The organism is Flavobacterium sp., from assembly GCF_044361065.1.
Classification (GTDB): Bacteria; Bacteroidota; Bacteroidia; order Flavobacteriales; family Flavobacteriaceae; genus Flavobacterium.
The window spans coordinates 1-13608 of sequence record NZ_JBIKJI010000043.1; the positions used below are offsets into that span (position 1 = coordinate 1).

The 13608-nt window shown below is 31.0% G+C and carries 13 protein-coding genes; 9 read left to right on the top strand and 4 right to left on the bottom strand.

The window, feature by feature from the left end; all coding sequences use genetic code 11:
- The first annotated feature begins 49 nt into the window (after positions 1–49).
- From feoB to ACIQ11_RS04245, 3 genes are all read left to right on the top strand, one after another.
- On the top strand, positions 50–2152 hold the full coding sequence (feoB, locus tag ACIQ11_RS04235; RefSeq protein ID WP_396153110.1) for a ferrous iron transport protein B: 2103 nt from the start codon (positions 50–52) through the stop codon (positions 2150–2152).
- A gap of 146 nt (positions 2153–2298) precedes the next feature.
- Positions 2299–2424 carry a FeoB-associated Cys-rich membrane protein gene (locus tag ACIQ11_RS04240; RefSeq protein ID WP_396148027.1) on the top strand — a complete coding sequence of 42 codons (126 nt, stop codon included), beginning with the start codon at positions 2299–2301 and terminating at the stop codon, positions 2422–2424.
- A gap of 231 nt (positions 2425–2655) precedes the next feature.
- A complete protein-coding gene (locus tag ACIQ11_RS04245; RefSeq protein ID WP_396153112.1) occupies positions 2656–4887 on the top strand; it encodes a TonB-dependent receptor family protein in 2232 nt (743 codons plus the stop codon).
- A 62-nt stretch (positions 4888–4949) separates the two neighbouring features.
- Here the strand turns inward: ACIQ11_RS04245 and ACIQ11_RS04250 are convergent, their stop codons facing one another.
- Both ACIQ11_RS04250 and ACIQ11_RS04255 read right to left on the bottom strand, forming a co-directional pair.
- Positions 4950–5768 carry a ZIP family metal transporter gene (locus tag ACIQ11_RS04250; protein ID WP_396153114.1) on the bottom strand — a complete coding sequence of 273 codons (819 nt, stop codon included), beginning with the start codon at positions 5766–5768 and terminating at the stop codon, positions 4950–4952.
- Positions 5769–5841: 73 nt separating this feature from the next.
- Positions 5842–6489 carry a metal-dependent transcriptional regulator gene (locus ACIQ11_RS04255; protein ID WP_353079339.1) on the bottom strand — a complete coding sequence of 216 codons (648 nt, stop codon included), beginning with the start codon at positions 6487–6489 and terminating at the stop codon, positions 5842–5844.
- 77 nt (positions 6490–6566) lie between these two features.
- On the opposite strand from ACIQ11_RS04255, the gene ACIQ11_RS04260 reads away from it, so the two are divergent.
- Both ACIQ11_RS04260 and ACIQ11_RS04265 read left to right on the top strand, forming a co-directional pair.
- Entirely contained in the window at positions 6567–7307 is a 741-nt protein-coding gene (locus ACIQ11_RS04260) for a transporter (RefSeq protein ID WP_396153116.1), read from the top strand.
- 3 nt (positions 7308–7310) lie between these two features.
- Positions 7311–8447 (top strand): lycopene cyclase family protein, encoded by a 1137-nt coding sequence (locus ACIQ11_RS04265; protein WP_396153118.1) that lies wholly within the window; start codon positions 7311–7313, stop codon positions 8445–8447.
- Between the two features lie 6 nt (positions 8448–8453).
- Here ACIQ11_RS04265 and ACIQ11_RS04270 read toward each other — a convergent pair whose 3' ends face one another.
- Positions 8454–9272 (bottom strand): hypothetical protein, encoded by an 819-nt coding sequence (locus tag ACIQ11_RS04270; RefSeq protein ID WP_396153120.1) that lies wholly within the window; start codon positions 9270–9272, stop codon positions 8454–8456.
- Positions 9273–9422: 150 nt separating this feature from the next.
- On the opposite strand from ACIQ11_RS04270, the gene ACIQ11_RS04275 reads away from it, so the two are divergent.
- The 4 genes from ACIQ11_RS04275 to ACIQ11_RS04290 all read left to right on the top strand — a co-directional run bounded on the left by ACIQ11_RS04275 (position 9423) and on the right by ACIQ11_RS04290 (position 12362).
- Positions 9423–9833, top strand: a complete 411-nt coding sequence (locus ACIQ11_RS04275; RefSeq protein ID WP_396153122.1) for a BrxA/BrxB family bacilliredoxin — start codon at positions 9423–9425, stop codon at positions 9831–9833.
- 91 nt (positions 9834–9924) lie between these two features.
- Positions 9925–10656, top strand: coding sequence for a lysophospholipid acyltransferase family protein (locus ACIQ11_RS04280; protein ID WP_396153124.1), 732 nt, complete (start codon positions 9925–9927; stop codon positions 10654–10656).
- Positions 10657–10661: 5 nt separating this feature from the next.
- A complete protein-coding gene (locus tag ACIQ11_RS04285; RefSeq protein WP_396153126.1) occupies positions 10662–11651 on the top strand; it encodes an acyl-ACP desaturase in 990 nt (329 codons plus the stop codon).
- A 66-nt stretch (positions 11652–11717) separates the two neighbouring features.
- Positions 11718–12362 (top strand): HD domain-containing protein, encoded by a 645-nt coding sequence (locus ACIQ11_RS04290; protein WP_396153128.1) that lies wholly within the window; start codon positions 11718–11720, stop codon positions 12360–12362.
- Positions 12363–12473: 111 nt separating this feature from the next.
- Here ACIQ11_RS04290 and gdhA read toward each other — a convergent pair.
- Positions 12474–13608 (bottom strand): NADP-specific glutamate dehydrogenase (gene gdhA / locus ACIQ11_RS04295; RefSeq protein ID WP_396153130.1); only part of this gene is annotated, 1135 nt, incomplete at its 5' end.

Here is a 13608-nt window from a genome sequence, read left to right on the forward strand (position 1 = left end):
AAAAAAAACGGCAAAAGAAATTTATATTTTATCCGAATCTGTACAATAAATGAATTCTAAAACCATAAAAGTTGCGTTAATTGGTAATCCAAATGTGGGTAAAACTTCGGTTTTTAATCAGTTAACAGGGTTAAATCAGCAAGTAGGAAATTACCCAGGTATCACTGTGGATAAAAAAACAGGCTTTTGTAAATTAAATCAAATTACGAAAGCTAAAATTATAGATTTACCAGGAACGTATAGTTTAAACGCAAATTCTATTGATGAAAACGTAGTAATTGAATTGTTGTTAAATAAAAACGATGAAGATTTTCCGGATGTGGCTGTTGTAGTTACAGAAGTGGAAAATTTAAAACGAAATTTATTACTTTTTACACAAATAAAAGACCTTGAAATCCCCACGTTGCTTATAATAAATATGAGTGACCGAATGAAACAAAGGGGAATTGAATTAGATATTCCGTTGCTTGAAACAGAATTAAAAACCAAAATTGCCTTAATAAGTTCCAGAAAAAATATTGGAATTGAGTATATAAAAGAATTAATTTTAAATTACAAAAATCTTTCTACAGAAGCTTGTTTAAATTCGAGTTCTATTGATATAGAATATTTTAATCGTCTTAAAAAAGCATTTCCAAATCAGTTACTTTATAAATTATGGCTGGTAATTACGCAAGATGTAAACTTCCTAAATTTAGAACGAAACGCAATAGAAAACAACTTTACCCGATCGCACTCTGATTTAAAAAAACTACAACAAAAAGAAACCATAAAAAGGTATCAATTTATTAATGATACGTTGAAGATTACCCAAAAAATCGACAAATCAAAAGCGACCGATTTTCAAAGTAAATTAGACAATATTTTAACTCACAAAGTCTTTGGCTATGTTATTTTCTTTGGAATATTATTACTTATTTTTCAATCTATTTTCGATTGGAGTAGCATTCCAATGGATTTTATAGATACTACTTTTTCAAAATTTAGTGCATTAACTAAAGAGAATCTTCCGAAAGGAAAATTTACAGATTTACTTTCTGACGGAATCATTCCTGGAATTGGAGGGATTATTATTTTTATTCCACAAATTGCCTTTTTGTTCCTGTTTATTTCTGTTTTAGAAGAAAGCGGTTATATGAGTCGTGTCGTATTTTTAATGGATAAAATTATGCGAAAATTCGGCTTGTCCGGAAAAAGTATTGTGCCTTTAATTTCTGGAACGGCTTGTGCTATTCCTGCCATAATGAGTGCTCGAAATATTGAAAATTGGAAAGAACGTTTAATTACAATTTTAATCACACCTTTTATTACTTGTTCTGCACGCTTACCAGTTTACGCCATATTAATTTCATTAATTATTCCAGAAAAACGATTTTTAGGTTTCAGTTTACAAGGTTTAACTTTAATGGCATTGTATTTATTGGCTTTTGTGGTAGCAATTGGCTCGGCATATTTACTAAATAAGGCACTAAAATTAAAATGCAAATCGTATTTCATTGTAGAAATGCCGAGTTATAAAGTTCCTCTTTTAAAAAATGTAGCCCTAAATGTTCTTGAAAAAACAAAAGCATTTGTAACGGGAGCTGGAAAAATAATTTTAGCTTTATCAGTAATTTTATGGTTTTTAGGCTCACACGGACCTGGAGAAAATTTTAATAACGCGCAAGAAATCGTTGAAAAACAGGTATATTCTAATGAACAAAAAATAAATCCATCCGTAATTGAAAATAATGTTTCTGCTTATAAATTAGAAAATTCCTACATTGGAATTATGGGAAAAACCATTGAGCCAGCTATAAAACCATTAGGATACGATTGGAAAATTGGAATTGCTGTTGTAAGTTCTTTTGCAGCCAGAGAAGTATTTGTTGGAACACTTGCCACCATATATAGTGTAGGAAATCAAAGCGAAGAAGAAGCTACTATAAAAATGAAAATGGCGGAAGACATTGATGCTAAAGGAAATAAGATATTTAATTTTGCCACTGGAATTTCATTACTGTTATTTTATGCTTTTGCGATGCAATGCGTAAGTACACTTGCTATTGTGAAAAAAGAAACCAACTCGTGGAAATGGCCGATTATTCAACTGGTTTTTATGAGCGGATTTGCTTATTTGGTTGCACTAATAGCATATCAAACACTAAAATAGGTTTTTAAACACATAAACACAAAGTTTGCTTTTAATTTGTTATGAACAAGTTAATATTAGAACTTTTTTATAAACACAGATTGTAGAAATTTATTTAATTTTAATAATCCGTGTTGTTAACTTAAAAATTTAAAAAATTGGAATTTATGAATTTGCAAGAAATTTTAACATACATCTGTTTGACTTTAGCCGTTGGTTTTTTATTAAAAAAATTCTTTTGGAAGAAAAAAGCAAATAAAAAAGGTTGCGGAGATGACTGCAGTTGTCATTAATAGTTCTAATTCAAAAAAAAATGAATTTTTACATTTTTAATATTTAAAAAAATGTTCTTAATTAAATTTAATTTGATAAATATTAACAATTAAATTTGATTTTATGCTAAAATTTACCCTAAATATTTACAAATATTTAAAAATTTAAAATCCTTAAAAAGTTTTTATTTATAATTTGTCTAAATAAAATTAAGTAATTAATTTTGTTGTCTAGAATTAATCTAAATAAAAATGAGAAAAGTATTTGTAATTATCACCACATTAATTAGTGGTGTTTCAATAAGTCAAAATCAAAAAATTAAAAGCGCCGATACCATCTATAAAATAGAACCTGTTGTCATTAAAACAAAACAACAAAGTCCAGAAAGAATGCCAGAAATAAAAGAAAATATTCTTTTTTCAGGTAAGAAAAATGAAGTTTTAAGACTTTCTAATATTAATGGAAATTTTACCACTAACAATGCCAGAGAAATTTTTTCAAGAGTTCCAGGAGTTACCATTTGGGAAAATGAAGGGTCCGGAATACAAATTAACGTGGGCGTACGCGGTCTAAGTCCAAATAGAAGTTGGGAATTGAATACCCGACAGAATGGATACGACATTTCATCCGATGTATTTGGGTATCCAGAAGCGTATTATAATCCCCCATTAGAGGCTGTGGAAACAATAGAATTAGTTCGTGGTGGTTCTGCCCTTCAGTTTGGCCCTCAATTTGGTGGGATGTTAAACTACGTTTTAAAAAGAGAAACTAAAAAACCATTTTCGTTTGAATCACAAAATACAGTAGGTAGTTACGGTTTAATGAGTAGCTATAATGCCATTGGTGGAAAACATAATAAATTTTCTTATTACATCTATAATCATTCCCGAAGTGGTGACGGCTGGAGAGAAAACAGTCAGTATTCCGTTAGAAATACACACGCTTTCATAGCTTACCATTTTACAGAAAAAACCAAGCTTACTGCAGAATATACGAATATGGATTACAAAATGCAGCAAGCCGGAGGATTAACTGATAATCAATTTAAAAATAACCCCCAACAATCTTTAAGAGAAAGAAACTGGTTTGGTACGCCTTGGAATGTATTTGCTATTAATTTTGACACTAAAGTCAACAATCGTTTTTCATCAAATACCAAATTTTTTGGACTTATAGGTGAGCGTAATAGCGTAGGATTTACTGCTACTCCAAACATTGAAGATGTAATAAACTCTGGAACTAATGATTTTGCAAACAGACGTGTGGATCGCGACTATTATAAAAATTTTGGTGTTGAAAATCGTAATGTCTTAAAATACAAACTAGGTAAAATTGCTAATAATCTTGCTTTTGGAGCGCGACTATACAAAGCCAGTACACGTCGTGTTCAAGATGGCAAAGGAACAACTGGTGCTGATTTTAATGTATCAATTGACGGGAGATTTGGAAGAGATTTAGATTTTACTACAGAAAATGTGGCTGTTTTTGCTGAAAATCAATTTAAAGTATCTGAAAAATTTAGTGTTACTCCAGGAGTTCGTTATGAATATATTAAAAATACAGGAGAAGGAAGATTTGGTATTAGTAGTGGTAATGACATTATAATGCCTTTTAAATCTACATCAAGAAACCAACCATTATTTGGATTAGGGTTAGAATATAAATTTATTACTACTAATGTTTATGCCAATATTACTCAAGCATTTAGACCCGTCTTATTTTCAGATATTACCCCACCAGCCGTTACAGATGTAATTGATCCTAATTTGAAAGATGCAAGCGGTTTTAATGCTGATTTAGGTTTTAGAGGAACATATAAAAACTATTTAAATTTTGATTTTAGTTTGTTTTATTTAAGTTACAATAATAGAATTGGTGGTGTTAGACAATTTATTAATGATGATCCCACTAAAGGAACTTTCATATTCAGAACAAATTTAGGAGAAACCATAAACAAAGGAATTGAAGGCTTTTTCAATATAAATATAACTCGTTTCTTCCAAATAGAACAACCATACGGCAATCTTGATCTTTTCGCATCTATTAGTTTTATTGATAGTCGATATACTGATTTTAGTATTTTTAGCGCTACAGGTTCAGCACCAAATGTAACAATAACAGAAACTAATCTTTCAGGGAATAGAGTTGAAAATGCTCCTAGATACATTCATAATTTTGGTCTTTCTTGGGGAAATACTAACTTTTCTACCACATTACAATACAGAATGTCAGGTAAAATTTTTACGGATGCTAACAACACTTTTGCGCCATCTTCAAACGGAGTAACGGGCCTATTAGAACAATATCAAGTAATGGATTTTTCGTCTGAATATAAATTCCTAAAACATTACAATGTAAAAGCGGGAGTGAACAATCTTTTAGATAAAAATTATGCAACTAGAAGAGCTGGCGGTTATCCAGGGCCTGGTATTCTTCCTGGTGAAGGACGAACTTTCTATATTTCATTAGGTATTAAACTATAACTATTTTAGTTGATTTTTAATTAAAATATAGCTAATATTGAAATTAAAGATTGTAGTAAATATTACCCCAAAGCTACATCTAAACTCATCATTACAATAAATCCTGCAATAAATCCTAAGGTGGCAATATCCGTATTTTTATCTTGTTGGGTTTCTGGTATCACTTCTTCTACGACTACGAAAATCATAGCTCCAGCTGCAAATGCCAAAGCATAAGGTAAAATGGGAGTGAAAAAAGTAACAGCAACGGCGCCTAAAACACCAGCAATAGGTTCTACAATGGCAGACGATTGTCCGTACATAAAACTTTTTCTACGACTCATTCCCATTCTTCGTAAGGGCATAGAAACGGCAATTCCTTCCGGAAAATTTTGAATTCCAATACCTATAGCTAACGTAACAGCCCCTGCAATAGATGCTTCTGGAATGCCCGCAGCTACCCCACCGAACAAAACACCAACAGCCAAACCTTCTGGAATATTGTGAAGTGTAATGGCTAAAACTAATAAAGTAGTTCGCTGCCAAGGCGATTTTATACCTTCTGTTTCTTTAAAATTAATATGCAAATGGGGTAAGGTTTTATCTAATGCAAATAAAAATAAAGCCCCCATTAAAAAACCACTTGCAGCAGGAATTACTTTAGTAAAACCTTCACCTTCACTCATTTCTATGGCTGGTGCCAGCAAACTCCAATAACTTGCGGCTACCATCACACCTCCTGTAAAACCTAACATTCCGTCTAATACGGCACGATTCATAGTTTTAAAAAAGAAGACCAAAGATGCCCCGGCAGCAGTAACCAACCACGTAAACATCGTAGCATAAAAAGCGGCTAAAATAGGGTCAATTTCCTCTAAATATTTTATTAAATCGTTGTACATTTAATTTTACTTTTTAAAACACTGATTTTAGAAATCATTAAAATTTTAAATATTCCTAAAATCTGTGTTGTTTTTATTTTACATATAAATTATTCGCAATTTTATCTGAAATAACTAAAACGCTATTGTTAATTTCAATTTTAAGGGTTCCATCGAAAGGTTCTTTTTCTAAAACTTTCATTTTTGTACCCAACGAAATGTTCTGTTTGTTTAAATATTGTAAAAAATCAACAGAAGTATCTTTTACGCCCACACAGGTAATGGTTTTACCAACTTCGATTTCAGAAACCAATTGCTTTTCTATTTTTATTATTTCTCCTTTTGCATTCGGAATAGGATCGCCGTGCGGATCAAAACTTGGAAAATTTAAAAACTGATCCAATTGATTGATTAATTTTTCAGACTGAATGTGTTCTAATTCTTCCGCAACTTCGTGTACCTCATCCCAAGCGAAACCGAGCTTTTCTACTAAAAAAACTTCCCATAAACGGTGTTTTCTTACAATTATTTTGGCATTAAATTTTCCTTTATCTGTTAATGAAACGCCTTGGTATTTTTGATAATTTATCCAATCTTTTTCAGATAATTTTTTAAGCATATCTGTTACAGAGGAAGCTTTTGTATCTAACATTGCAGCAATCGCATTCGTATTCACGCCTTTTGGCGAAAGGTTTGATAAATGATAAATAACTTTCAAATAATTTTCTTCAGAAGTGGTCATTTTGTATTTTTGAAAAACAAATGTAAAATAAATTTACGGATTTAAAAAAATATTTTTAGATTTGTCTAAAAAAATATATGAAAAAAATCATTCTATTACTAACTTGGATTCCTTTTGTAGCGTTTGGACAAGAAATTGAACCCATACAAACGGATAGACCTGACCAAACAGAAACGCCCTATTTAGTTCCAAAGAAAATGTTTCAAGTGGAAAACGGATTCAGTTTTCAAAAAAATAACGCCAATAGTAAAACCTTGACTTTGCCGTCTTCTTTGTGGAAATATGGAGTCAACGATAATTTTGAATTGCGATTAATCACTGAATTTTTAATCGACAACAATTTGGACTCAGAAATTTCAGGATTAAACCCGGTGCTTGTTGGTTGTAAAATTAAAATTGCTGAAGAAAAAGGAATTTTTCCAAAAACTTCATTTATAGGACACGTTGGACTACCAAATGTAGCGTCATCAAAATATAAAAATGAATTTACAGCGGCCGAATTTCGTTTTGTAATGCAACACACCCTTTCAGAAAAAATGTCTTTTAGTTATAATCTAGGAAGCGAATGGGACGGAAACTCGCCCGAAGCTACATTTATTTATACCATTGCAACAGGTTATTCTATTTCGGAAAGAATAGGAAGTTATATTGAAGTTTTTGGCTTTTTACCTGAAAATGCAACCGCAAATCATTCAATAGATGGAGGAATAACTTATTTGATTAATGATAATTTTATGCTAGATTTGTCATCAGGATTCGGAGTTACTAAAAATGCGCCAAGCTATTACGCAGCTTTTGGTTTTTCTTTCAGAATGTAACAAATGAAACACTATCATTACATATTTACCGGAAACGGCTTATCGGCTTTATTGACCCTTTTTGAAATGGTGAAATCTGGGCAGTTTTCTGATAAAAAAATACTTTTGATAGATTCCGATGCGAAAAACAAAAACGACAGAACGTGGTGTTTTTGGGATTCCGAAAATTTATTTGATGAAATTAGTACTAAAAATTGGCAACGCGCTTGGTTTAAAAACGAAAACTTCAGCAATCAATTAAATTTGTTTCCGTACTCATATAAAATGATAAAAAGTTCGGATTTTTATAAATTGATGTTTGATACGATTTTACAACATAAAAACATCGAAATTTTTCAAGATGAGGTACTTGATTTTTCAGAATTTGGCCATCATTGTGTGGTTCAAACTAAAACGAAATCGTTTACCTGCAATCAAATTTTCAATAGCATCTACAATCCGGAATTTGTAAAATCACAAACTAAGTTTCCTTTAGTACAACAACATTTTATTGGTTGGTTTATTAAAAGTAAGGAAGCTGTTTTTACTGAAGATTGCCCTACTTTTATGGATTTTTCAGTAGCACAAAAAGGAAATACGCGCTTTATGTATATTTTACCGACTTCATCAACTGAAGCATTATTAGAATATACGTTGTTTTCTAAAGATTTACTTTCAAAAGAAGCCTACGAAGCTGAAATTGAAAACTACATTAAAAAATTAGGTATTACCGAATATGAAATCTTAGAAAAAGAACAAGGTAACATTCCAATGACGTGTTTTCCGTTTTGGAAAAATAACAGCAAAAACATAATAAATATAGGTTCTGCTGGAGGTTGGAGCAAAGCCAGTACGGGGTATACGTTTAAAAACTCGGTAAAAAAATCAAAAAAATTGGTTCAGTTTTTAAAGACCGAAAGCGATTTTACAAAATTTCATAAAATCAATAAATTTTGGTTTTACGATTTGTTATTAATTGACATTTTGTATCAAACCAATCAATATGGAAGCGCCATTTTTTCGAGTATGTTTAAAACCGGGAAAGCGCCGTTAATTTTCAAATTCTTAGATGAAGAAACTTCTTTTTGGGAAGATTTACAAGTCATTTGGATGTGTCCGAAACGTTTGTTTATTAGAGCGTTATTAAAAAGAATTTTTTAATTATTCTTACCTAAAATTCTTATTTACCAATTTTATATTAGTATAAAACTGATTTTCATCTGTGAAAATAACGCCTTTTTCATCAAATCGTTTAAAGATAAAATCACGTAATTTTTCTTCGATACTTAACGATTTCAAGACCATTTTATTTTTCACAATTTCAAAATTCATTGCAACTTTTTCCCTTTGATAGATCCAATTTGAAGTAAATTTATGATTTTTACCAATATTTTCTTCACTGGAATAAAAGAACGGATATGGTTCTTGAGTTTCATAATTTAATTGCAATAAATTGTAATTTTTATCCACAATAAAATTCCCTTTATAAAATCCTTTTGATTCAAAAGTTACCAATAACTCATCATTATCTAACCATTCTCTGGTAAATTCATATCCATTTGGATGAATAAAAAAGTCCAATTCGGCAGTGGTTAAATTTTTACGAATCGGAAAACCCGAAAGCCATCCAATTGGTGATTCATCTGCAGTATAATTCTTAAAAATATCTTTAAAATTAGTAAACCAATTGTCTTTATTTTCAATGACATTTTTTTTAGAAAAGGTATTATTAAAATTTGTGATTTTTATAATTTGCTCTTCGTTTCTGTTAATAATTGTATCTGAGTTTTTTAAATTTATTTGACGCAAAGTGAAAACAAAACTTGTAGTATCGGTTTTTTTTAATAATTGCTTGTTTACTCTTTTTAAGATAGTTGCAATTTTTGGTTTGCTTTTAATATGTACCAATTCAATTTCTGCATCTTTTAATTCTTGTGCAAAACTAAATGTGAAAATACTTAAAAAAAATAAAATGTAATATTTCATACTTCAATATATTAATACAAATATAGTATACAATTTTATAGATTTGGTTTAATTTATTGCACGATAACAAATCTTTATGAAAAGTTTATATGTGTAGAAGTAAAAACTTTGTAAATTTGCACTTTATAAACGCAAATTAAAAAATAAAATATGTATCCAGAAGAAATGGTAAAACCGATGCGTGCAGAATTAACTGATGCAGGTTTTCAAGATTTATATTCAGCTGAAACCGTTGAACAAGCTATCGGCAAAACAGGAACAACTTTAGTAGTTGTAAATTCAGTTTGTGGTTGTGCAGCAAGAAATGCTCGTCCAGGAGCAAAAATGAGTTTAGAAAACGCAAAAAAACCAAGCAATTTAGTAACTGTTTTTGCAGGAGTTGACAAAGAAGCAGTGGACAAAGCAAGAGAACATATGTTCCCTTTTCCACCTTCTTCACCTTGTATGGCGTTATTTAAAGACGGCGAATTAGTTCATATGTTAGAACGCCATCATATTGAAGGTCGTCCTGCAGAACTTATTGCAGAAAACTTAAAAGACGCCTACAACGAATTTTGCTAATTACTATGCAAGCATACTATAAAAACCACCTAATTGGTGGTTTTTTTATTTTTAACTCGTACCTTTGAAAACGTTATAACAAAAAAAAGGTATGCAAAAAATTATTTCGTATCCATTATCGGTACTATATGCAATAGTTTTTTTATTTTGGTTGCTCATTTTTCATCCTATCCAATTGGTTTGTTACCATTTATTTGGGTATAATGCACATAGAATGTCTGTAGCGGTTCTAAACTTTTTTTTATTAAGAACAGCTCATATTTTAGGCACAACGTATTCCTTATCTGGAAGAGAAAATTTACCAAAAAACAAACCTTTAATTTTAGTTTGTAACCATCAAAGTATGCACGATATTATTCCAATTATTTGGTTTTTAAGACATGTGCATCCAAAATTTATCAGTAAAAAAGAGCTTGGCAAAGGCATTCCAAGTGTTTCTTTAAATCTAAGAATTGGGGGTTCTGCATTAATAGATAGAAAAGACGGAAAACAAGCTTTAGCAGAAATAAAAAAAGCAGGAGAATACATTAATAGTACAAATCGTTCGATGGTTATTTTTCCTGAAGGAACAAGAAGTAAAACAGGAGTTCCAAAAGAATTTGCAGCAAACGGATTGAAAATGTTATACAAATTTGCTCCAGACGCCTATTTTGTTCCAATTAGTATAAATAATTCTTGGAAAATGAATAGGTTTGGACAATTTCCTTTAGGATTAGGAACAAAAATAACATTTCAAATACATAAACCATTAAAAATTTCTGATTATTCATTTGATGAAATTTTTGAAAAAACAGAAGAAATTATAAAAAAACATATAAATTAAAAACCATGTCAATACAAAACATTCGACTTGAGGTCATGCAATTATTGGAAAAGAAAATAGATTCTTTTATGGAAGAATTTTTAATTCCAGTAGAAAAAATTTGGCAACCAACCGATTTATTACCTGATTCTAATCAAGAAAATTTTTTAGAAGAAGTAAAAGAATTAAGAGAAATTTCAAAAGATTTACCTTATGATTTTTGGGTTACTTTAGTTGGAGATACTATTACAGAAGAAGCTTTACCAACCTACGAATCTTGGTTAATGGATGTAGAAGGCGTGGATAACGTGGAAAGAAATGGATGGAGCAAATGGGTACGCCATTGGACAGGTGAAGAAAACCGTCATGGGGATGCTTTAAACAAATATTTATATCTTTCTGGAAGAGTAAATATGCGTGAAATTGAACAAACTACCCAACATTTAATTAATGATGGTTTTGATATTGGAACCGGAAGAGATCCATATAAAAACTTTGTTTATACCAGTTTTCAAGAATTAGCCACTTTTGTTTCACACAACAGAGTAGCGCTAATTGCTAAAAAATACGGCGAAAAAAAATTATTCAAAATGTGTAATTTAATTGCTGGCGATGAAATGCGTCATCATTTAGCCTATAGCGAATTCGTAAATCAGATTTTTAAAGTAGATCCAAGCGAAATGATGCTGGCGTTTCAATATATGATGAAACAAAAAATTACTATGCCTGCTCTTTTCTTACGTGAATCTGGCGAGAAAATTGGTAGTGCTTTTGAAGCGTTTTCAGATTCAGCACAAAGAATTGGCGTGTATACCGCAGCTGATTATGTTGATATCTTAGATAAATTAAACGTAAAATGGGATATTGCTAATATCAACGGACTAACCGCCGAGGCTGAAAAAGCAAGAGATTATCTTATGAAATTACCAGAAAGAATGAAAAAAATATCTGAAAGAATAATCATTCCAGAAGAAGGTCAAATTTTTAAATGGGTAGAACCTGCTTTAATTAGATAATTTTTTAATCCCAAAAATATAAATTCCAAATTCCTAAAGAGTTTGGAATTTTTTATCCATACTAAAATGTCAGTACTAGAAAACACACAAAACTTCGTAAAAAAGCAACTCGAAAATGCGGAAAGTGGTCATAATTGGTTTCATATTGAGCGTGTTTATAAAAATGCTTTGCTAATTGCAAAAGAAGAAACTTGCAATATAGAGGTAATTCAATTAGCAGCTTTATTACACGATATTGCCGATAGTAAATTTCACGATGGCGACGAATCTATAGGTCCAAAAACAGCTCGTGATTTTTTAACAAAAGAAAATGTTTCGGAATCAACTATTTCTCACGTGGTGGCTATAATTGAAAATATTTCATTTAAAGGTGGTAATTTCGAAAAAGACTTCAGTTCTAAAGAGTTGGAAATTGTGCAAGACGCTGACAGACTTGATGCGATTGGCGCTATTGGAATTGCTCGAACATTCAATTACGGTGGTTTTAAAAACAGAGAAATATATAATCCAGAAATCGTTCCGAATTTGTCGCTTTCAAAAGAAGCATATAAAAATTCAACTGCGCCTACAATTAATCATTTTTACGAAAAATTATTGCTGTTAAAAGATAAAATGAATACGGAAACAGGTAAAAAATTGGCTCAAAAAAGACATAATTTTATGGAAACGTTTTTAGAACAGTTTTATAATGAATGGAACGGAATTGTTTAGTATTTAGTGTTCAGTTATTAGTATAAAAAAAGCAGTTTTCAAAAATGAAAACTGCTTTTTTTATTTTAAATACTCTGTTCTGTTTACTAATTACTGCAAACTGAACACTTATTAAACTACACCTTGACCTAACATAGCATCTGCAACTTTTACAAAGCCTGCAATATTAGCACCTTTAACGTAATCTACATAACCATTTCCGTCTGAACCATATTTCACACATGCTTCGTGGATGTTTTTCATAATTCCTTTTAATCTTTCGTCTACTTCTTCTGAAGACCAACTTAAACGTAAAGAATTTTGAGACATTTCTAAACCTGAAGTGGCTACACCACCAGCATTAGATGCTTTGCCTGGTGCAAATAATATTTTTGCGTTTTGAAACACAATAACCGCTTCTGGAGTAGTTGGCATGTTTGCTCCTTCTGCCACACAGAAACATCCGTTTGCAACTAATGTTTTTGCTTCTTCCTCGTTTAATTCATTTTGAGTTGCACAAGGTAATGCAATATCACATTTTACTTCCCAAGGACGTTTTCCTTCAACAAATTTTGCCGATGGATATTTTTTAACGTAATCTGAAATTCTTCCATAATTTACGTTTTTAATTTCCATTACATACGCTAATTTTTCAGCGTCAATTCCAGCTTCGTCATAAATATATCCAGAAGAATCTGACATAGTTACTACTTTCCCACCTAATTGAGTTGCTTTTTCAGCCGCATATTGTGCTACGTTTCCAGAACCAGAAACCACAACGGTTTGTCCAGCAAAACTTTTACCTTTTGTTTTTAACATACTGTCTGCGAAATACACATCTCCGTAACCTGTTGCTTCCGGACGAATAAGTGAACCTCCAAAAGAAATTCCTTTACCTGTTAATACACCAGTAAATTCATTTCTTAATCTTTTATATTGACCAAACATATAACCTACTTCACGACCTCCAACACCAATATCTCCAGCAGGAACATCCGTATCAGCACCAATATGTTTTGATAATTCTGTCATAAACGCTTGACAAAATCTCATAATTTCTACATCTGATTTTCCTTTTGGATCGAAATCTGCACCACCTTTTCCACCACCCATTGGTAATGTAGTTAATGAGTTTTTGAAAACTTGTTCGAATGCTAAGAATTTTAAAATACTTAAATTTACAGAAGGATGAAAACGAATTCCTCCTTTATAAGGTCCGATAGCAGAGTTCATTTGAATTCTGAAACCTCTGTTTACTTGAGTAGTT

What these genes read in the sequence shown, in the direction of transcription:
- ACIQ11_RS04260 (WP_396153116.1), top strand. Translation starts at nt 6,567, where the DNA reads ATGAAAAAAATCATTCTATTACTAACTTGGATTCCTTTTGTAGCGTTT.
- ACIQ11_RS04245 (WP_396153112.1), top strand. Translation starts at nt 2,656, where the DNA reads ATGAGAAAAGTATTTGTAATTATCACCACATTAATTAGTGGTGTTTCA.
- ACIQ11_RS04290 (WP_396153128.1), top strand. Translation starts at nt 11,718, where the DNA reads ATGTCAGTACTAGAAAACACACAAAACTTCGTAAAAAAGCAACTCGAA.
- ACIQ11_RS04285 (WP_396153126.1), top strand. Translation starts at nt 10,662, where the DNA reads ATGTCAATACAAAACATTCGACTTGAGGTCATGCAATTATTGGAAAAG.
- ACIQ11_RS04265 (WP_396153118.1), top strand. Translation starts at nt 7,311, where the DNA reads ATGAAACACTATCATTACATATTTACCGGAAACGGCTTATCGGCTTTA.
- ACIQ11_RS04240 (WP_396148027.1), top strand. Translation starts at nt 2,299, where the DNA reads ATGAATTTGCAAGAAATTTTAACATACATCTGTTTGACTTTAGCCGTT.
- ACIQ11_RS04250 (WP_396153114.1), bottom strand. Translation starts at nt 5,768, where the DNA reads ATGTACAACGATTTAATAAAATATTTAGAGGAAATTGACCCTATTTTA.
- ACIQ11_RS04255 (WP_353079339.1), bottom strand. Translation starts at nt 6,489, where the DNA reads ATGACCACTTCTGAAGAAAATTATTTGAAAGTTATTTATCATTTATCA.
- ACIQ11_RS04270 (WP_396153120.1), bottom strand. Translation starts at nt 9,272, where the DNA reads ATGAAATATTACATTTTATTTTTTTTAAGTATTTTCACATTTAGTTTT.
- feoB (WP_396153110.1), top strand. Translation starts at nt 50, where the DNA reads ATGAATTCTAAAACCATAAAAGTTGCGTTAATTGGTAATCCAAATGTG.
- ACIQ11_RS04280 (WP_396153124.1), top strand. Translation starts at nt 9,925, where the DNA reads ATGCAAAAAATTATTTCGTATCCATTATCGGTACTATATGCAATAGTT.
- ACIQ11_RS04275 (WP_396153122.1), top strand. Translation starts at nt 9,423, where the DNA reads ATGTATCCAGAAGAAATGGTAAAACCGATGCGTGCAGAATTAACTGAT.